This window comes from Bradyrhizobium sp. th-b2 (assembly GCF_000426785.1).
In the GTDB taxonomy this organism is placed as follows: domain Bacteria; phylum Pseudomonadota; class Alphaproteobacteria; order Rhizobiales; family Xanthobacteraceae; genus Bradyrhizobium; species Bradyrhizobium septentrionale.
Genome location: NZ_AUGA01000029.1, coordinates 45,422 through 64,803, shown reverse-complemented (window position 1 = coordinate 64,803; position 19,382 = coordinate 45,422). Strand labels below are relative to the sequence as shown.

The following is a 19,382-nucleotide window of genomic DNA, read 5'->3' as shown; positions in this document are numbered from 1 at the left end:
ATTAAGGACCGTTCAATCAACTTCTGGCGCACCCATTAGAGACGGATCACTTCGATGTGTTCCATGCGTGATTCGCATGCAGAATCGTGACATAAGAATGATCATTAGTTCATTGTATCATCTCGATGGTGCTGAATGATTGCAGCGTCAATCGGTCGCATTGACCCGAGAGGTAGTTCGATCCTGTGTCTACCTCATATTTGGCTTTCGATCGCGCAGATCGATTTGCTGATTATCGGAAGCGCACTTCGGTTGAAGTGAACAGCTGCAGCAAAGCTAATGCGGCGGCGCTTCCTTACGGACATGTAATCAAAACACTATGCAACGCATGCGCGATCCGCGCGCAACGCTCATCACATTTGGATCGCACGAAGTTCATTCTGAACGCTGCTGGGAACAGCGATAAATCGTTCTGCAGATTCCGCAATCACGCTGGTTTCTGTTCAAGAACAAAAGATGGAACATCTCATGATCAAGACATTGATCGCAGCAGCCACCGTAGCTGCCGTTGCTTACGCCGTCGCTCCCGCTCAGGCCGCACATCATCATCATGCGGGCCTCGGCTGCAGCGGTGACAACCTCGGCAAGACCGAAGCCGCTGTCGAAGCTATGGCCGACAACGAGGTCAAATTCGCGGCGGAGAAGGAAGTCTCGCTCGCCCAGGACGCGATGCTGAACAACAAGTGGGGCGCTTGCGGCGCGCACCTCAGCAAGGCTGCAGAAGCCAGCATGGCGAAGTAAGCTTTTGATCATGGCGATAAGGGCCGATTGCCTGGGGCGATCGGCCCTTTTTGATTCATCCGTGCAGCATCAGCGCTGATCGAACCAGCGCCGAAGTTCGGGCTTCTCGTCTTGGCTGTCGTTCCTGGCTCGCCGCTACGCAAGCCGGTACGAACTCCAAAGCGCTATGGCGCCTTGGCGAGTTGGGTCGCGAAGTAGCCGATCGTCCGAGCGTAAATCTCGCTCTTGTTCCACTGCTGGATCACCGCAAAATTCTCGCTGCCGGGCTCCCAGCCCTTGCCCTGCTTCCAGCCATGGCTCTTCAGGAAGTTCGCCGTCGACGCCAGCACGTCGGGCACGTTGCGCAGGAGATCGCGCTTGCCGTTGCCGTCGAAGTCGACCGCGAACTTGATGTAGGACGACGGCATGAATTGGGTCTGGCCGAGCTCGCCGGCCCAGGCGCCGCGCATCTCCTGCGGCGCAAGGTCGCCGCGCTCGACGATGCGCAACGCATCCATCAGCTCGGCCTTGAACATGTCGGAGCGGCGGCAATCATAGGCGAGCGTCGCCAGCGAACGCATGGTCGCAAACTTGCCGGTGTTGACGCCGAAATCGGTCTCCAGCCCCCAGATCGCGACCAGGATTTCACCCGGCACGCCATAGGCCTCCTCGATTCGCGACAACACCGAGCCGTAGCGCTTCATCATGTCGGAGCCGCGGTTGAGGCGCGGCGGCACCATGCGGCCGGAGAACTGCTCGAACGTCTGGCTGAACACCTGCTGCGAATGGTCGCGCGCCAGGATCGCCTTGTCCTGCGTGACGCCATTCAGCCCGGCCTGGATCGCGTTCTGCGAAATGCCCTTCGCCGCAGCCTCCTTCTTGAAATCGTCGAGCCAGGACTCGAACGTGCCCGTGCCACACGGGGCGGCGAGCGCGGACGCCGTCGAGGTCACGAGCCACGCCCCGATGGCGAGCGTGCGAAGGGAAAGGTGAGAGGTCATCAGGCAATTCACTCCGGAGTCTGCGATGTTATCGATTGGTCGCGGAATCCGGCGGTATGTTCGCGGCAACAGCGGCCAAAACAAGGCTCTTGATCGATCGATCTATCTCAGATGGCACTGGCAATTGCCACGCCAATCTCACCCCATTTGACGGTCAGGACAACAAAACCGCCGGCCAAGCATCGGCCGACGGTTGCTTTGACGTTCACGAGTTCACGTTCGGCCAGCACTTACCCGCGATCGCTGCGCCGCCACGGGAACAGGTTGGCGGGGAAGTCCGCGGCCGGCTTGCGCTCGCGGGGCTCGGGAATCACCGGCCGCGCATTCGGATCCTTGACGATGACCTCGCGATAGAGATGCCAGGTGGCGTGACCAAGCAGCGGGATCACGACGGCAAGCCCGAGGAAGAACGGGATCGAGCCGAGCAGCAGCAGCACCGCGACGATCAGGCCCCAGGCGGCCATCGGCACCGGGTTCTGTGCCACGGCGCGCATCGACGTCACCATCGCTTCGCCGGCGGTTGCCTGGCGGTCCAGCATCATGGGGAAGGCGACCACGCTGATGCACAGCGCCACGAGCGCGAACAGGAAGCCGACACTGCAGCCGACCACGATCAGCCACCAGCCTTGCGGGGTGGTCAGCACGCGCGCGGCAAAATCGGGAATGTTGGCGGCGGTCTCATAGCCGAACACCGCCGTGTAGATCGCCTGGGCGGTCGCGATCCAGGTCACGAACAGCGCGAACAGCAGCGTTCCGACCCCGAGCATCGCGCCGAATGACGGCGACCGGAATACCTCCAGGGCATCCCATGCGGATGCTTCCCCGCCATCCTCGCGGCGGCGGCTCATCTCGTAAAGACCGATCGCGGCAAACGGGCCGAGCAGGGCAAAGCCCGCGGCCAGCGGAAACAGCAGGGGCAACACGGAATAACCGTGCACGGCGCGCGCCAGCACGAGGCCGAGCACCGGATAGATCAGACAAAGGATGATGGCGTGGCTTGGCACCGCCTTGAAGTCTTCCCAGCCGAGACGCAGCGCATGATGCAAATCGGACAGGCCGATGGTGCGGATGACAGGCGCAGATGCGGCGCCGCTCTGCGTCATCGATGTGACATTGCCTTGGTATTGACTGGCCATGGTCGTTGTCTCCCTCTGGACGGTCGCATTTTGCGCCCGGCGCGCGAGCACAAACGTACCGGCTCTCGAAACGATCACGATCAAGCCAGACGCGAAAGACAAAGCAGGGAACTGGCCGTGTCGCGAACTGTGCATTGAGGCTACTCCCAAACCGCGCCAAAAGCACTCACGCTTAAGTGAAATGTCGCATTGGCAGGCTATGGTGGGGGCGATACACTTTGTCGGCGACCTCGGTCAGGCGTCCCAGCGCCGTCTGGCCTTCACATCTCAACTCTCTTGGGAGCGAACGATGAGCATTTTCGGAAAAATCATGGGCGCGATCTTCGGCAGCAGCGCGAGTGCTGCGCCCGCCGGCGGCACCACCACAGCTCCCGCCGGTGGATCCGGCAGCACGTCGCCGTCTCCCGCCGCAGTGCCCGCCGGTGCGGCGCCCGCCCAGTCCGTTGACGTCGCCCCGATCCTCGACAAGGCGGTCGCCGCGAAGGGCGAGAAGCTCGAGTGGCGGACCTCGATCGTCGACCTGATGAAGGCGCTCGACATCGATTCCAGCCTGTCGGCCCGCAAGGAGCTCGCCAAGGAGCTCGGCTATTCCGGCGACACCAGCGATTCCGCCAGCATGAACATCTGGCTGCACAAGCAGGTGATGGGCAAGCTCGCCGCCAATGGCGGCAAGCTGCCTCCGGACATCAAGCACTGACGGGATCATCATCCCGCGCACGGCCAGGGCCAGCGCCAGCGCGGGCCCTTTTTTATGCGGCGGCGAACATCTATAGATCGGCCAACAACAAGGAGAACGCTCATGACTGATCTCGACCGCCGGACCATGCTTGCGACCGGCGCCTTCGCACTGGCAGGCGCCGCCGCGCAATCCGCGCCGGCCCATGCGCAGGCCGGACCGAAGGCGATATTTCCGGTCCCGGCGGTGACGATCCCGATCGTCGGCGAGGCCGAGGTGTTCCAGGTCCGCCGCATCTACTGCATCGGCCGCAACTATGCGGCGCACGCGATCGAGCGCGGCTCCGACCCGACCCGCGAGCCGCCGTTCTTCTTCCAGAAGCCGACCGACGCGATCCAGAATGTCGCCGTTGGTACCGTCGCCGATCATCCCTATCCCTCGCTGACCAAGAACTACCACCACGAGGTCGAGCTGGTCGCGGCGCTGAAATCCGGCGGCACTAACATCCAAGCCGACAGGGCGCTCGATCACGTCTATGGCTACGCGCTCGGGCTCGACATGACGCGGCGCGATCTGCAGAACGGCATGGCCGCGGAGAAGAAGCCGTGGGAGATCGGCAAGAGCTTTGACCACGCGGCGGTGCTCGGGCCGATCCATCCGGCTGATAAGACCGGCCACTTCACGCAAGGCGCGATCTCGCTCGCGATCAACGGTACGGTGCGGCAGAGCTCCGATCTGAAGAACATGATCTGGAGCGTAGCCGAGCAGATCGCAAAGCTGTCCGAGGCGTTCGAGCTGAAGGCCGGCGACATCATCTATTCCGGCACGCCGGAGAATGTCGGCCCGGTCGTCAAGGGCGACGTGCTGCTTTGCAAGCTCGAGGGCTTGCCGGACATGTCGATCAAGATCGTCTGACGGACAAGGCGCTAGCCCGCGAGATCCGCATATTCCGGATGCTTGCTGAGATAGTCCACCACGAAGCTGCAGCCGGCGATCACCTTGTGGCCGTCGGCGCGGATCAGCTCCAGCGCTCCCTTGACCAGCTCCGATGCGATGCCGCGGCCGCGCAGGGCGCGGGGCGTCTCGGTGTGGGTGATGATCACGGCCGAGGGCGTCTGCCGGTAGTTCGCAAAGGCGAGACCACCCTCGGTGTCGAGTTCGAAGCGCCTCTCGGCCTTGTTGTCGCGGACGGCAGCCATCGCAAAATCCCGGTTGATTCACAGGCCCTGATCTAAGCGCGTGAACCCACCGGTGCAAAGCCGCGACCAACCCGCAAATTGGCATTTGTGGATTGACGATATGCGCATTTTGGCCTGCCTGACCGCGGCATTGCTCGGCGCCGCCCTGACACTGCCAAATCCTCCGCAAGCCGCCGCCGGCGACGATCCGAACTGGCAGGCCTGCGTCGGCCTGACGACGGCACCTAGCGACCGTGTGACGGCCTGCAACGCCGTAATCGACGGCAAGACCGAGACCGGCAAGCGGCTGGCCGGGGCCTATTGCAACCGCGGCCACGGCCTGACCGAGAAGCGCGAGCTCGACGCCGCGCTCGCCGACCTCAACGAGGCGATCAAGCTCGATCCTGCCTACGCCTGCGCCTATTCCAATCGCGGCCGCGTCTACGCCTTCAAGCGCGATCTCGATCATGCGCTGGCCGACTACGACGAGGCGATCCGTATCGATCCGACCTTCGCGCTGGCCTACAATAATCGCGGCGACGCCTGGGCTACCAAGGGCGATCTCGACCGTGCGCTGGCCGATTTCAGCCTCACCATCAAATACAATCCGCAGCTCGCGACCGCCTATGGCAATCGGGGCTTTGCCTATTTCCGCAAGCGCGATGCGGCGCATGCGATCGCCGACTACACCGCCGAGATCAAGCTCGAGCCCAACGTGCTCGCCTATATCAACCGTGGCAACGTCTATCGCGACATCAATCAGCTCGACCGCGCCGCGGCCGACTATGGCGAGGCCGCGCGGATCGCGCCGACGGACGCGCGCGGCTGGCGCAACCGCGGCCTGATCCGCCTCTATCAGGACGACATCAAGGGCGGAATCGCCGATTACGACAAGGCGCTGCAATACGATCCGAATGACGCCTATTCCTGGAGCAACCGCGGGCTGGGCAAGATGCAGCTTGGCGACAAGAAGGGGGCCGCGGCCGATTTCCGCAAGGCGCTCGAACTGCGCCCGGATCTCAAGACCGCCCAGGAGGCGCTGGAGCGCCTCGGCGCGGCGCGGTGAGGTTCGACGCGGTCGGCCGGCGCTTCTGCGGCGTCGCACACAGCCCGCCAGGGCCTTGCGGGCCGATACGGTTCGATTAGGTTTGATATCAGACATACGCCCCTGAAGCGGCCGGATGGTCGACTGATATGGAGTGGCCGCTGACGTATGCCCCTTGTCGCAAGGAGGTTGGTCATGTCGAACAATCGTTTCTTCAACACACATCGCCCCTGGGAGGATTGGGTCGGCATGCTGCTCGGCGTGCTGATCATGGTCTCGCCCTGGTTTCCGATGCAGGTGAGCGGCGCCGTCGATATCGAGCGCAGCCATCTCGTCCTCAACAGCTTCATGGTCGGCATGCTGGTACTGGGCGTCTCCCAGCTCGAATATGTCGCACTGCATCGCTGGGAGGAGGTGGCGAGCATCCTGCTCGGCCTCTGGCTGATGATATCGCCGTTGGTCTTTGGCTACTCCGAAGACCAGGCGCTGCAGTTCTGGCACATCCTGCTCGGCGCGCTGGTCGCCGTGATCGGCGCGTTGCAGCTCTGGCAGGACTGGAACCTGAGCGAGCAGGAACTGGCCAGGCATCCGCAGTAGCGGTCCGGCCCAAGACCAACGGATTGACCGCCGCCGCGGTATCATGGCGCTGCGGCGGTCGGGCCTTGCCGAAGGCTGCGGCTTGGCGATAAACCGGACAGCACCATCCCCTTGCGGCGCTTGAAGACGCCCGGTTCTGACCGAGGAAATACCCGATGACCGTCCTGATCCTGCCCAGTCTGTTGTGCGTGTCGACGGGGCAGCAATGAGCGGGGAGGCTTCGACCGCGCCGCGCGGCGGGATCGCGCGGGTGTCGCGCCGGGTGATGAACCTGGCCTACATCCTGACCCAGAACGCCCGCCGCCACGGCGATCGGCCCGGCTTCATCTGGAACGAGAAGGCCTGGTCGTGGCGCCATATCGACCAGAACGTCTCGGCGCTGGCGGCGGCGCTCGCCGCGCGCGGCATCGTCAAGGGCGACCGTATCCTGGTGCATTCCAGGAACTGCGACGAGATGTTCTGGTCGATGTTCGCGGCCTTCCGGCTCGGCGCGGTCTGGGTGCCGACCAATTTCCGCCTGATGCCGGACGAGGTCGCCTATCTGGCAGCAGCCTCGGGCGCCCAGGCGTTTCTGTGCCACAGCGATTTCCCCGAGCACGCCAAGGCGGCCACCAATCCCGCGCTCGAATTCGTCTGGCGGATCGGTGAGGAGGGCACGTTCGGCGAGGCGACGCTCGGCGACGTCATCGCCAAACACGCCGGCGCTGCGGTTGAGAACGTCGCGGTCGAGTACGACGACCCCTGCTGGTTCTTCTTCACCTCCGGCACCACCGGCCGCTCCAAGGCCGCGGTCTTGACCCATGGCCAGATGGCCTTCGTGATCACCAACCATCTCGCCGACCTGATGCCCGGCACCACCGAAGACGACGCCTCGCTGGTGGTGGCACCGCTGTCGCATGGCGCTGGCGTGCATCAGCTGGTGCAGACCGCGCGCGGCGTGCCGACCATCCTGCTGCCGTCGGAGAAGTTCGACATCGCGGAGGCGTTCCGCCTGATCGCCAAGCACCGTGTCAGCAACATGTTCACGGTGCCGACCATCCTGAAAATGATGGTCGAGCATCCCGCTGCCGACCAGCATGATCATTCCTCGCTGCGCTACATCATCTATGCCGGCGCGCCGATGTATCGCGAGGACCAGAAGGCGGCGCTGAGCAAGTTCGGCGGCGTGCTGGTGCAGTATTTCGGGCTCGGCGAGGTCACCGGCAATATCACCGTGCTGCCGCCGGGCCTGCATGATCCCGAGGACGGGCCGCATGCGCGGATCGGCACCTGCGGCTTCGAGCGCACCGGCATGCAGGTATCGATCCAGGGCGACGACGGAAGCGAGCTAAAGCCGCACGAGACCGGCGAGATCTGCGTGATCGGCCCCGGCGTGTTCGCCGGCTATTACGACAACCCCGAGGCCAACGCGAAGGCGTTTCGCGACGGCTGGTTCCGCACCGGCGATCTCGGCCACATCGACGAGGAGGGCTTTGTCTACATCACCGGCCGCGCCTCGGACATGTACATCTCCGGCGGCTCCAACATCTATCCGCGCGAGATCGAGGAGAAGCTGCTGACGCATCCCGCGGTCGGCGAGGTCGCGGTGCTCGGCGTGCCCGATCCGTTCTGGGGCGAGGTCGGCGTCGCCGTCTGTGTCGCGCGCGAGGGGACCGAGGCGGTCGCGGAGGCCGAGCTTGCCGCCTATCTCGCGCCAAAAGTGCCGCGCTACAAGATGCCGAAGCGCTTCTTCTTCTGGGAGGCGCTGCCGAAGTCCGGTTATGGCAAGGTGCCGAAGCGACTGATCCGCGACGAGCTCGAGGCGCGCGGGTTGCTCGAGGTGATTGCCAAATCGACGGGCGCTTGAGGCGATGCGCAGCATCGCCCAGCCCGGCGCTCCCATCCCCGAGCGCATCCAGTGGGTCGCCGCGCGCGGCCGCGCCTTTTCATTCGTGCTGGAAGCCGGCATTCCCTTGCTCGAGGCCGTGCGCCGCGGCTTTGCGGCGGAAGGATTTGCCGGCGGCGTGCTGAGCGCGAAGGCCGGCGCGCTCGGCCCGTTCGCCTATGTGATGCCGGCGCTGTCGAAGGACGGCGTCAACGCTGCGTTCTACAGCGACACGTTCCGTCCCGACGGCGTGACGCGGCTCAAGCTCGCGGCGCTGACCTTTGGCGAACGTGACGGCGCGCCGTTCTTTCACTGCCACGGATTGTGGACCGAGGCCGACGGCCGTTGCAACGGTGGCCACATGCTGCCGGAGGAGACCATCGTCGCCGAGCCGTTCGAGGTGAATGCGTTCGGGATCGACGGCGCGACGTTTCTGGCGGAGCCCGACAGCGAGACCAATTTCAAGCTGTTCGGTCCGGTCGCAACCGAGCCGCGCGGGGCGAAGGCGACGCGCCATGCCTACGCGTTGCGGCTGCGGCCGAACCAGGATTTTGCCTGCGCGCTGGAGGGCTTTTGCCGCCAGCACGGCATTTTGCGCGCGCGGGTGCATGGCGGTGTCGGCTCGACCATCGGCGCCATCTTCACCGACGGCCACAGCGTGGTGCCGTTCGCGACCGAGCTTGCGCTGACCGCAGGCGAGATCGCGCCTGATGCGGATGGCCGGCTGCACGCCGAGCTTGACATCGCGCTGGTCGACTATCTAGGCGGCATCGCCGAGGGACACCTGGTGCGCGGCGACAATCCGGTGCTGATGACGATGGAGCTGGCGCTCGAGGTGCTGGAAGAGACGGAGCGGCCGTAGGGGTGGGGTGAGCTTTCTCCCCACGGTCGTCCCGGCGAAGGCCGGGACCCATACTCCGCAGCAGTTGTTGGAGAGGGACTCGTCCTTCCAGCGTCGCGCAACAATAGTCATTCGGTTATGGGTCCCGGCTCCCGTGCGCAATTGCGCACTAGGCCGGGACGACATCGAATTTGTTGCGCGGTCTGCGAGTAGAACGTTGCTTCGGAAGCGAGGTCTATTGGAATGGCGTGGGGATATGGTTTCGCTTCCGAACCGCGGGGAGTTCGAAGCGCTGGCTGATTTCAATCCGGCTATCTGCAACGAAAGTCGCAAACGGCGTAACCCACTTGCGCGCCGTAGCGCGCTTGAAACGTAAGCCCGCGGCCGACTAGAATTGCGAGAAAGGGGGGCGTCCTGCGGTAGGAGGCTCGTCGATGACGCCACGTTTTGCTTTGATCGTTTTTTCAATTGTATTTGGCTTGGCCGTTACATTCGCCGCGATCACGACGTCCAGGCATATTACGGCTTCTCAGGCTGCCACCACCGCGCGCGCAACTTGATCGGAGAGGCCACGGGGCAAGCGCCGCCTGGTCAACTCAGGCGACGACGCCCGTCTGAGGGCCTCAGGGCGAAGCCCGCGCTCAGCGTAGGCAGCTGTTATGAACGGTTCGTATACCGGCGGGCAATGCGACCGTGGTTCCCTTAGAACGAAGCGTATGCGTTTCGAAACGCAATCGCGCCGGCAATTGAGCGCGGCCGCGTGCGCACGGCATGGCCGTCGTTGCCGCTCTGTATGATCCACTGACCGTTCTGCTGGCCCACGATCTTGCCGACGTGGTGACGCCAAACCACGATCGTGCCGACCGAAGGGCCACCCGCATTGCTGCCGTATCGCGCCCAGGATCGTGCCAGATTGAACTGTGGACCCGGATCGCTACCGACCTGGGTGCGCATGAACCATCCGCACCACGCGGCTGGGCGGCCGGAATGTGCATGATGCCGATGACGGTGATGGCCGCGGGCTTCGGCGGCAGAAGAAGCAAGGGCCGAAAGCACGGCAACCGCAGTCAGAAGTTTACGCATTACAAAGTCCTTCTTGTTGTTGGTAGAGGATCCTTGGTGTGGGGAGGGGCGCAGCGATAATCTGCGATTGGTAGCGAAGGGACCGCATCGGTCCGGCGACGCTCGCGAGGCGGGAACATGGCCCGCTCAGGCCTTTAAGAAATGGGCTATGGCCAAAATATGGCCGGGGTTCCGCGCCCGGCGCGTGTCTGCCACCATATCGTTCCCGTTACGTTCTTGACGGTGCCTTGGCCATCTGAGACCTTGGTTGGCGCGGCCGCTGAGCGCTGGGAGGCAGGACGAATGGCCAGAGGACGAAACCGCCTGATCAACATGCCCGCGCCATACCTGCGGCGGGTCTGGCTCGACCCCGCGCGTATTCCCAACCGCAAGGCCTACCCGTTCGTGCTGCCGCTGCTGCGCGACGATTTCGAGCTGAGCTTCGACAAGGCTATTACCATCATCGTCGGCGAGAACGGCACCGGCAAGTCGACGCTGCTCGAGGGGATCGCCGTGCTGGCCGGCTATGACGACGCCGGCGGCGGCAAGGGCTACATGCCGGTCGATCACGGCAACGCGGTCGAGAAGATGGGCGGCTCGCTTGCGACCGCGCTCCGCGCGAGCTGGCTGCCGAAAATCACCAAAGGCTGGTTCTTCCGCGCCGAGAGCTTCTTCTCGGTCGCCAGATATCTCGACTCCGTCGCCAGTCCCTATGCCGACTTTCTATCGCATTCGCATGGCGAGGGCTTTCTGCGCTTCTTCGAGGAGCGTTGCCAGCGGCAAGGCATCTTCATCTTCGACGAGCCGGAATCCGCGCTGTCGCCGTCGCGCCAGATCGAATTCCTCAAGCTGCTGCACCGGATGAACGGCACCGGCCACTGCCAGGTGATCATGGCCACGCATTCGCCGGTCCTGATGGCCTATCCGAACGCCACGCTGTTGCGGCTCACCAAGTACGGGCTCGAGCCGGTGAACCTGAAGGACACGGATCACTACAAGGTCATGCGCGAATTCTGCGACGACCCGAAGGGGTTCGTCGACGCGGCGATCGCCGAGTGAGGGTGACAGGCAGGCTTGCCTCCCGGGGAAGAAGGAGCCCGCGACTTCGCTCTGGTGCTAGCAGGCGGTCCCCGATCCGGTCTAAACCTCGACCCATAAGCTTCGGCACGCGCTTGGCGGCAGACCGACAGATCAGGGAGACGACATGAGGAGAGCGATCGCGAAGGTTGGCGTCGTGGTGGCGGCGTTGGCCGTGCTAGGGGCCGCCTGGGCCCACGGGCCGACCCGGCAGAAGGTGCGGGAATCCATCGAGATCGACGCGCCGCAGGCCAAGGTGTGGGCGGTGATCGGCAATTTCCAGGACATGAGCTGGCTTCCCGGCGTCAGCAAAACCGAGGGCGAGAAGGGCAACGAGATCGGCGCCACGCGGCGGCTGACGCTTTCGCCCGGCGCCACCGTCGACGAGGAGCTCTACAAATACGAGCCCGAGATGATGAGCTATTCGTACCGGATCACGGCGGTCGACGTGAAGGTGCTGCCGGTCACCAATTATTCCTCGACGCTGTCGCTGTCGCCGGCGCCCGGCGGCAAGACGAAGCTGGAATGGACCGGCGCGTTTTACCGCGGCTTTCCGAACAACGACCCGCCGCCGGAACTGAGCGACGAAGCCGCGGTGAAGGCGGTGAGCGGGCTCTACCGCACCGGCCTTGAGGCGTTGAAGAAGAAGATCGAGAGCGGCAGCTGAGCATGCGGGCGATCGTTGTCGCGGCGCTGCTTGGCCTCGGCGCAGCCCATGCCGAGGAGGCGTTCGTCACCAACCAGCTCAGCGACGATCTCACGGTGGTCGATCTCGCGACGTCGAAACCGGTCGCGACCATCGCGATCGGCGGCAAGCCGGCCGGCGTCGCCGTCAGCAATGACGGCCGCTTCGCCTATGTGACGTGCCCCGACGCCAAGGCGCTGACCGTGGTCGACGCGTCAGCGCGCAAGGTGGTCGGCCGGGTCGATGTCGGCGGCGGGCCGCTCGGCATCGCGGTCGCGCCCGACGGGGCAACGGTCTATGTCGCCAACTGGTACGCCGCCGCGGTACGGGTGATCGATGCCAGGGAACAGCGGGTCGTCGCCAGCATCGCGGTCGGCGCATCGCCGTCTGGGCTCGCGGTGACGCCGGACAGGCGCTTGCTGCTCTCGGCGGACCGCGACGACGACAGCGTGTCTGTTATCGATACCTCGACGCGGGAGCGGAGAGGGATCGTGAAGGTCGGCACCCGTCCGTTCGGCGTCACCATCGATGCCGAGGGCAAGCGTGCCTATACCGCCAATGTCGGCTCCAACGACGTCTCCGTGATCGACATCGCCACCGCGCGTGAAATCGGCCGCGTCCATGTCGGCCTGCGCCCCTATGCCGTGGCGCTGGCGCAGGGCCGCGGTTTCGTCACCGACCAGTATGACGGCAAGGTCAGCGTGTTCGACCTCGCGACCTTGCAGCCGTTGAAGCGGATCAATGTCGGCGATTACCCCGAAGGCATCGAGGCGACGGCGGACGGCAAGCGGATCGTGGTCGCGAACTGGGAGAGCAACACGCTCAGCGTGATCGATGCCGCCGAGCTGAAGGTCGTGGGCGAGATCAAGGTCGGCGACGGGCCAAGGGCGTTTGGGGCGTTTCTCAGAAGGACGGAGTAGGGCGGTGCTGGCGGAGTAATGTACCGATAGCGCTGCGAATTCGGTGCCAGCCGTTTGGCCAATTCACCCAACACGCGTCATGCCCGGGCTTGTCCCGGGCATCCACGTCTTGGCTTCTGCAGCAAGTAAGACGTGGATGGCCGGGACGTAGGCGAGCGGAAGCGACGCCGTCCTTCGGACGGCTATGCCCGGCCATGACGGATGTGGGAACACCGGCGCAACGCTCCTTGATGCCACACGCGATACAGGGCGGGTTTGCCGCACCGCGGTAGACACGATCTCTGCACGCCCGGTGAGCGCCAATGCTATAATCTCGGCCGAACAAGGGAAGACAGGGAGGATGCCATGCATCATACCTTGGTGCCCAGCGACCGCGTCGAGCATGTCTGCGTGTTCGGACGCGACGGCACGAAGCTCGGATCGATCGAGCGGCTGATGCTCGACAAGGTGAGCGGAACAGTGGCCTACGCCGTGATCAAGACCGGCGGCGTGCTGAGTACCCACCACCACTTTCCCGTCAGATGGACCGCGCTGCGATTTGATCCCGAGCGGCAGGCCTTCGAGGCCGAGGTGACGCTGGAGGACCTGCGCACAGGGCCGTCCGAGTTGGACGGCGACGCGTTCGACTGGGGCGACCGCTACACGCACCCGAATTACTGGGCGGTGTAGCGAGAAGCTGAGGTTGTCCGAACGTCGTAGCCCGCATGAGCGAAGCGACATGCGGGATCAGCTGTCATCGTTGACAGCAGGTCCCCGGATATCGCTTCGCTCATCCGGGCTACTTGCTTGCTATACGATCGCGGCAAGTCGTTCCCTGATGTCGCGGTAACTTGACCCTATGACGCCGAGCTTCGGATGATACCGCAGTCCGGATACCTCTTTGTCCGCGGCAGCAAGAGCCGTGCGTGCGGCGTTCCTGGCCGAGTCGGTCAGTCCGCAAGCACTCTGAATGAGGGCGCGGCTGCCGTAGAAGCGGAACGCAGTAACTGGAAACAATGGTGGTTGACTTCCGAACTCATCAAGTATCGCGAGGGCCGTCTCGTAGTAGTTCGAGAGTTCGTTTGTCGCGACGATCCACACAAAATCAAGCCATGCCCATGTCTGATTATTTGGCTTGATGCGCATCGTCTGGATCGCGCGTTCATAGTACGCGAGGGCGCCCTCAATGTCCCCCGACGCGGCAAGACAGTCGGCTTTTGCGGAGAGCGCTTGTACGAATCTGATCGAATCTGAGTAACGATCGATCACGTAGTCGAAATGCTTTATCGCGCTGGCGTAGTATTGAGGACCTGTCTCCAATAGCGTGAAGCCTTGGATAAAGACATACTGCGGCCGATTTTGTTCTCGCGCTTTGCGCAAGCGGTGCCAAAATTCGGTCTGATCTTCTTGCGACCAAGATTGCCTTCGGAACCAGTCAACACCCATAAGACCAAGCCAGAAGTGTTTTGACGCCTTGGGACATCAGGGATCCCAATCTACTCCGCCGCCTCGCTCGCGCTGCTCTTCCTCGGCTTGCTGTTGGCCTTCTTCAGCACCGGCGCCAGGAATTTGCCGGTGTAGCTGCGCGGCGCCTTGACGATGTCCTCGGGCGGGCCCCAGGCGACGATCTCGCCGCCGCCGTCGCCGCCTTCGGGGCCGAGGTCGATCACCCAGTCGGCGGTCTTGATGACCTCGAGATTGTGCTCGATCACCACCACCGTGTTGCCTTGGGCGACCAGCTCGTGCAGCACCTCGAGCAGTTTTGCCACGTCGTGGAAGTGCAGGCCCGTCGTCGGCTCGTCCAGGATGTAGAGCGTGCGGCCGGTGGCGCGCTTTGACAGCTCCTTCGCCAGTTTGACGCGCTGGGCTTCGCCGCCTGAGAGCGTGGTGGCCTGCTGGCCGACATGGATGTAGTCGAGGCCGACGCGGTGCAGGGTCTGGAAGGTCTCGCGCACCCGCGGCACCGCCTTGAAGAATTCGGCGGCTTCCTCGACCGTCATGTCGAGCACGTCGGCGATGCTCTTGCCCTTGAACAGCACCTCCAGCGTCTCGCGGTTGTAGCGCTTGCCCTTGCAGGTGTCGCAGGTGACGTAGACGTCGGGCAGGAAGTGCATCTCGATCTTGATGACGCCGTCGCCCTGGCAGGCTTCGCAGCGGCCGCCCTTGACGTTGAAGGAGAAGCGCCCGGGCTCGTAGCCGCGCGCCTTCGCCTCCGGCAGGCCGGCGAACCATTCGCGGATCGGCGTGAAGGCGCCGGTATAGGTCGCGGGGTTCGAACGCGGCGTGCGGCCGATCGGCGACTGGTCGATGTCGATGATCTTGTCGATGTGCTCGAGGCCCTCGATGCGGTCGTGCGGTGCGGCGCCTTCGCTGGCGTTGTTCAGCTTGCGGGCGATCGCGCGGTACAGCGTATCGATCAGCAATGTCGACTTGCCGCCGCCGGAGACGCCGGTGACGCAGGTGAACAGGCCGAGCGGGATTTCGGCCGAGACGTTCTTCAGATTGTTGCCGCGGGCGTTGATCACCTTGATGGTGCGGCGGTGGTTCGGCGGCCGCCGGTCCGGGATCGCAACCGACAGCTCGCCGGTCAGATATTTGCCCGTCAGCGATTTCGGGTTGCGCATGATCTGGTCGGGCGTGCCTTCGGCCACGATGTGGCCGCCATGCATGCCGGCGCCGGGGCCGATGTCGAGCACGTAGTCGGCAAGCCGAATGGCGTCCTCGTCATGCTCGACCACGATCACGGTGTTGCCGAGGTCGCGGAGCCGCTTCAACGTGTCGAGCAGCCGGGCATTGTCGCGCTGGTGCAGGCCGATCGAGGGTTCGTCCAGCACATAGAGCACGCCTGTCAGCCCCGAACCGATCTGCGACGCCAGGCGGATGCGCTGGCTCTCGCCGCCCGACAGCGTGCCGGAGGAGCGCGACAGCGTCAGGTAATTCAGGCCGACGTCGAGCAGGAAGGTCAGGCGCTCGCGGATCTCCTTGAGAATACGCGCGGCGATTTCGTTCTGCTGCGCGTTCAGTGCCGCCGGCACCGTCTCGAACCATTCGCCGGCGCGCCTGACCGAGAGCTCCGAGATCTCGCCGATATGCTTGCCGCCGATCTTGACGCACAGCGCCTCGGGCTTCAGCCGATAGCCGTTGCAGCCGGCGCAGGGCACGTCGGAGAAATATTTGCCAAGCTCCTCGCGCGCCCACTCGCTCTCGGTCTCGCGGTAGCGGCGGTTGATGTTGGTGATGACGCCCTCGAACGGCTTCTTGGTGTCGTAGGAGCGGACGCCGTCCTCATAGGAGAACTTGATCTCGTCGTCGCCGGAGCCATGCAGCAGCGCGGCCTGCACCTTCTTGGGCAGGTCCTTCCACTTGGTGTCGAGCGTGAACTTGTAGTGCTTGCCGAGCGCGGTCAGGGTCTGGATGTAATAGGGCGAGGAGGATTTCGCCCAGGGCGCGATCGCGCCCTTGCGCAAGGTCAGCTCCTTGTCGGGGATGACGAGGTCCTCGTCGATATGCTGCTCGACGCCAAGGCCGCCGCAGGCAGGACACGCGCCATAGGGGTTGTTGAAGGAAAAGAGTCTGGGTTCGATCTCGGGGATCGTGAAGCCCGAAACCGGACAGGCGAATTTTTCCGAGAACAGGATGCGTTCGGGGCCGCTCTTGTCGTGGATCTTTGCGGTCTTCTTCCTGTCCTCTTTCTTCTCGTCCTGCGCGGCCGCCGGCGCGTCGGCATATTCGATCACGGCGAGGCCCTCGGCGAGCTTCAGTGCTGTCTCGAAGCTCTCCGCGAGGCGCTGCGAAAGGTCGGGGCGCACCACGATGCGGTCGACCACGACGTCGATATCGTGCGGGAATTTCTTGTCGAGCGCCGGCGCCTCCGACAGCTCGTAGAAGGTGCCGTCGATCTTGACGCGCTGAAAACCCTTCTTGAGGTACTCGGCGAGCTCCTTCCTGTACTCGCCCTTGCGGCCGCGCACGACCGGCGCCAGCAGATAGAGGCGGGTGCCTTCCGGCAGCGCCAGCACGCGGTCGACCATCTGCGAGACGATCTGGCTTTCGATCGGCAGCCCCGTGGCTGGCGAATAGGGCACGCCGACGCGCGCCCACAACAGGCGCATGTAGTCGTAGATCTCGGTGACGGTGCCGACCGTGGAGCGCGGGTTCTTCGACGTGGTCTTCTGCTCGATCGAGATCGCAGGAGACAGGCCGTCGATCTGGTCGACGTCGGGCTTCTGCATCATCTCAAGGAATTGCCGCGCATAGGCCGACAGCGACTCGACGTAGCGTCGCTGGCCTTCGGCATAGATGGTGTCGAATGCGAGCGACGACTTGCCGGAGCCGGACAGGCCGGTGAACACCACCAGTCTGTCGCGCGGAATCTCGACGTCGATGTTCTTCAGATTGTGTTCGCGCGCGCCGCGGATCGTGATGGCGCGCGATGAGGAGCCGGCGTTCTGTTGGCGCTTCGCCTTGAGCACTTCATCCATTGCGACAATTCCGGGCGCATGATCGGGCGCCTTTTGGGCGCGCATCGCCGGTGCTGCCGGGACCTTGCGCCGATGGGTGAGAAGACTGGAACGTAGGAAGAACGGCGGCAGATTTCCAGTGCTGAGTCGTCTCCATCAACGGATAGTTTGCCCGATGGCAGCAGCCGTCAGCAGGGCTGGTTCCGGCAACGAAAAAGGCCGGCGTTAGGCGCCGGCCTTCCGTGTGAGGTCGTAGCGAAACGACCAGTCCCTGGCTCAGTACTTGGCGACGATCGGGCCGCCGAAGTGATAGTTCACGCCGAACTGGACGCTGTGCAGGTTGAGGTCGCCGGAGGGCACGCCGAAGTAGTTTTCGCTGCTCAGGCTGCGATACAGGTACTCGCCCTTGATCGACCACTGCGGCGCGATGAAGGCTTCGATGCCAGCGCCGACGGTCCAGCCGGAGTGGAAGTTGCTCTGCGAGGTAGTCAGGCCGAAGCCGCTAAGGATAATCTTGTTGTCGATCCAGGCATAGCCACCGGTGCCGTAGAACAGCACCTTGTCGACCGCGAAGCCGAGGCGGCCGCGCACGGTGCCGAGCGCGTCGATCTTGCTCGTCGCGGTGATGCCAAAGCCGGTGGCGGAGGCATTGACGTCAGCCCAGGCGCCGTCGGCCTCAAGGCCGTACACGATGTTGCTGGCCTGCCAGTTGTAGCCGATGGTGCCGCCACCGAAGCCGCCTTCCATCTTCGGATTGCCGGAATCCTCGCTGGCATAGCCACCGAAGCCGCCGATGTAGAAGCCGGTCCAGTTGTAGATCGCGGCCGGCGGCGGAGCCTTCACGTAGGGGGCGCGTGCAGCCATGTCGGCGGCCATCGCAGGTGCAAAAGTGCTCAGTGCGAGCATGCCGGCCGATGCCAGCAAAACATTCCTGATTTTCAAAGTCCGAGTCCCGTTTTCTTGCCCATTTTCTTGTCCCTCCAAACATTGGAGGGAGCGTCACGGGAATGTTGCGTGACGAGCAAAAGTTTCTACACAGAAATCGCGGAGGTTGTGTAACCGGGAAACCACAATGCACGGAAAACGAGCGCGCGAGGTGCGCACGTACCAATAGGAGAGCCGGCGCGAGGCTGGCTCCGGTCTCCGATGCTATGGACCGGGGCGTTCGGCCGTTCGATCGCGCAAACAAAAAGGCCGGCGCAACGCCGGCCTTTCGTCTGGATCAGATCCGCTGCGTGCGATCAGTAGCGCGGAACGACCGGGCCACCCCACTTGTAGTTCACGCGGACGGTGACGAAGTCGACGTCCTGGCGGTCGCGGATGGTGCTGAACAGCGCGCCATTCGGGGTGGTGAGGTTGTAGGTCTTGTCCTGCATGAACAGGTGGTCGTATTCGATACCAGCGGTCCAGTTCGGCGCGAAGCCGACTTCGATGCCGGCGCCGATGGTGCCACCCCAGCGGGTGTCGGTGGCGCGGCCGCCGAGCGCGCCGGTCGGCGTGAAGTAGGTGCTGAAGCGGTTGTCGGTCAGCGCTGCACCGCCCTTGGCGTAGAGCAGCACGTTGTTGACGGCGTAACCGATCTGGCCGGTGAACAGGCCGAACGCGTCGATCTTGCTCTGGTTGGTGAACAGGCCCGGGAAGATCGCGCTGCCGTTGCTGCCCTTCAGGTCAGCCCAGTCGCCCTGCGCTTCGAGGCCGAACACCCAGGTGCCCGCCTGCCAGCGATAGCCGATCTGACCACCGGCGACGCCGCCCGTCGCATCGTGGCAACCATCCGATCCGATGAAAGTGCCGCCCGGGAGCTGATCCCAGCAATTGTGGCTCGAACCCCAACCGCCGTTGGCGCCGATATAGAAGCCGCTCCAGTCATAGACGGCGGCGATCATCGGCGGCGCCTTGGTATAGGGGCGGGCAGCCAGATCGGCCGCCGCCGCCGGCGCGGCGAACGCAATCAGAGCAACGGTCGCGAGCAAAAACTTCTTCATCATCAATCCCCAGCTTCCCAAATCGGCTTCCAACTGGTCCCGAAGCACGATCTCAGACGCGAGCGCCCGCGCCATGGTTGGAATCTATACGCTGATTCAACCGGAAACGCCGTCTCCCAAATGCAACACTCGCGGAAGAAGTGCCGACCACGCAAG

The 19,382-nt window shown here is 63.9% G+C and carries 20 protein-coding genes and 1 pseudogene; 12 read left to right on the top strand and 9 right to left on the bottom strand.

The genetic code is table 11. The features are described from left to right. Window positions 1–456 precede the first annotated feature (456 nt). Window positions 457–741: a hypothetical protein gene (locus tag K359_RS0130300; protein WP_029082674.1), complete on the top strand. Its 285-nt coding sequence runs from the start codon at window positions 457–459 to the stop codon at window positions 739–741. Between the two features lie 164 nt (window positions 742–905). Here the strand turns inward: K359_RS0130300 and K359_RS0130295 are convergent, their stop codons facing one another. From K359_RS0130295 to K359_RS0130285, 3 genes are all read right to left on the bottom strand, one after another. Then, window positions 906–1,721, bottom strand: coding sequence for a lytic transglycosylase domain-containing protein (locus K359_RS0130295; RefSeq protein WP_029082673.1), 816 nt, complete (start codon window positions 1,719–1,721; stop codon window positions 906–908). A 107-nt stretch (window positions 1,722–1,828) separates the two neighbouring features. After that, on the bottom strand, window positions 1,829–1,951 hold the full coding sequence (locus K359_RS65870; protein WP_256375180.1) for a hypothetical protein: 123 nt from the start codon (window positions 1,949–1,951) through the stop codon (window positions 1,829–1,831). Continuing rightward, the gene (locus K359_RS0130285; protein ID WP_029082672.1) at window positions 1,952–2,857 is read right to left on the bottom strand and encodes a DUF2189 domain-containing protein; all 906 of its coding nucleotides are present in this window, start codon (window positions 2,855–2,857) and stop codon (window positions 1,952–1,954) included. Between the two features lie 289 nt (window positions 2,858–3,146). On the opposite strand from K359_RS0130285, the gene K359_RS0130280 reads away from it, so the two are divergent. Both K359_RS0130280 and K359_RS0130275 read left to right on the top strand, forming a co-directional pair. Next, entirely contained in the window at window positions 3,147–3,554 is a 408-nt protein-coding gene (locus K359_RS0130280; protein WP_029082671.1) for a DUF3597 domain-containing protein, read from the top strand. 102 nt (window positions 3,555–3,656) lie between these two features. Next, on the top strand, window positions 3,657–4,448 hold the full coding sequence (locus K359_RS0130275) for a fumarylacetoacetate hydrolase family protein (protein WP_029082670.1): 792 nt from the start codon (window positions 3,657–3,659) through the stop codon (window positions 4,446–4,448). Between the two features lie 11 nt (window positions 4,449–4,459). Here the strand turns inward: K359_RS0130275 and K359_RS0130270 are convergent, their stop codons facing one another. Beyond that, window positions 4,460–4,732: a GNAT family N-acetyltransferase gene (locus tag K359_RS0130270; RefSeq protein WP_029082669.1), complete on the bottom strand. Its 273-nt coding sequence runs from the start codon at window positions 4,730–4,732 to the stop codon at window positions 4,460–4,462. A 100-nt stretch (window positions 4,733–4,832) separates the two neighbouring features. Between K359_RS0130270 and K359_RS0130265 the strand changes: the two genes are divergently transcribed. The 4 genes from K359_RS0130265 to K359_RS0130250 all read left to right on the top strand — a co-directional run bounded on the left by K359_RS0130265 (window position 4,833) and on the right by K359_RS0130250 (window position 9,079). After that, entirely contained in the window at window positions 4,833–5,777 is a 945-nt protein-coding gene (locus K359_RS0130265) for a tetratricopeptide repeat protein (RefSeq protein WP_029082668.1), read from the top strand. 174 nt (window positions 5,778–5,951) lie between these two features. Beyond that, on the top strand, window positions 5,952–6,353 hold the full coding sequence (locus K359_RS0130260) for an SPW repeat protein (protein ID WP_029082667.1): 402 nt from the start codon (window positions 5,952–5,954) through the stop codon (window positions 6,351–6,353). A 205-nt stretch (window positions 6,354–6,558) separates the two neighbouring features. Next, complete coding sequence (locus K359_RS0130255) at window positions 6,559–8,199, top strand: acyl-CoA synthetase (protein WP_051346494.1); 1,641 nt, start codon at window positions 6,559–6,561, stop codon at window positions 8,197–8,199. Between the two features lie 4 nt (window positions 8,200–8,203). Then, the gene (locus tag K359_RS0130250; RefSeq protein WP_029082665.1) at window positions 8,204–9,079 is read left to right on the top strand and encodes a PCC domain-containing protein; all 876 of its coding nucleotides are present in this window, start codon (window positions 8,204–8,206) and stop codon (window positions 9,077–9,079) included. 681 nt (window positions 9,080–9,760) lie between these two features. Here K359_RS0130250 and K359_RS0130245 read toward each other — a convergent pair. Continuing rightward, window positions 9,761–10,012: a hypothetical protein gene (locus K359_RS0130245; RefSeq protein ID WP_029082664.1), complete on the bottom strand. Its 252-nt coding sequence runs from the start codon at window positions 10,010–10,012 to the stop codon at window positions 9,761–9,763. Window positions 10,013–10,534: 522 nt separating this feature from the next. On the opposite strand from K359_RS0130245, the pseudogene K359_RS66265 reads away from it, so the two are divergent. The 5 genes and pseudogenes from K359_RS66265 to K359_RS0130225 all read left to right on the top strand — a co-directional run. Beyond that, a pseudogene (locus tag K359_RS66265) lies at window positions 10,535–10,636 on the top strand (AAA family ATPase); the annotation flags it as partial. A gap of 39 nt (window positions 10,637–10,675) precedes the next feature. Further along, the gene (locus K359_RS0130240) at window positions 10,676–11,179 is read left to right on the top strand and encodes an AAA family ATPase (RefSeq protein WP_371261202.1); all 504 of its coding nucleotides are present in this window, start codon (window positions 10,676–10,678) and stop codon (window positions 11,177–11,179) included. Window positions 11,180–11,324: 145 nt separating this feature from the next. After that, a complete protein-coding gene (locus tag K359_RS0130235; protein WP_029082662.1) occupies window positions 11,325–11,864 on the top strand; it encodes an SRPBCC family protein in 540 nt (179 codons plus the stop codon). A 2-nt stretch (window positions 11,865–11,866) separates the two neighbouring features. After that, complete coding sequence (locus tag K359_RS0130230) at window positions 11,867–12,802, top strand: cytochrome D1 domain-containing protein (protein WP_029082661.1); 936 nt, start codon at window positions 11,867–11,869, stop codon at window positions 12,800–12,802. Window positions 12,803–13,147: 345 nt separating this feature from the next. Then, window positions 13,148–13,471 (top strand): PRC-barrel domain-containing protein, encoded by a 324-nt coding sequence (locus K359_RS0130225; RefSeq protein ID WP_029082660.1) that lies wholly within the window; start codon window positions 13,148–13,150, stop codon window positions 13,469–13,471. A gap of 120 nt (window positions 13,472–13,591) precedes the next feature. Here K359_RS0130225 and K359_RS0130220 read toward each other — a convergent pair whose 3' ends face one another. The 4 genes from K359_RS0130220 to K359_RS0130205 all read right to left on the bottom strand — a co-directional run bounded on the left by K359_RS0130220 (window position 13,592) and on the right by K359_RS0130205 (window position 19,226). After that, window positions 13,592–14,227 carry a tol-pal system YbgF family protein gene (locus tag K359_RS0130220; RefSeq protein ID WP_029082659.1) on the bottom strand — a complete coding sequence of 212 codons (636 nt, stop codon included), beginning with the start codon at window positions 14,225–14,227 and terminating at the stop codon, window positions 13,592–13,594. Window positions 14,228–14,277: 50 nt separating this feature from the next. After that, on the bottom strand, window positions 14,278–17,262 hold the full coding sequence (gene uvrA / locus K359_RS0130215; RefSeq protein WP_029082658.1) for an excinuclease ABC subunit UvrA: 2,985 nt from the start codon (window positions 17,260–17,262) through the stop codon (window positions 14,278–14,280). A 255-nt stretch (window positions 17,263–17,517) separates the two neighbouring features. Beyond that, the gene (locus K359_RS0130210; protein ID WP_029082657.1) at window positions 17,518–18,177 is read right to left on the bottom strand and encodes an outer membrane protein; all 660 of its coding nucleotides are present in this window, start codon (window positions 18,175–18,177) and stop codon (window positions 17,518–17,520) included. Window positions 18,178–18,482: 305 nt separating this feature from the next. Next, window positions 18,483–19,226, bottom strand: coding sequence for an outer membrane protein (locus tag K359_RS0130205; RefSeq protein WP_029082656.1), 744 nt, complete (start codon window positions 19,224–19,226; stop codon window positions 18,483–18,485). Window positions 19,227–19,382 lie beyond the last annotated feature (156 nt).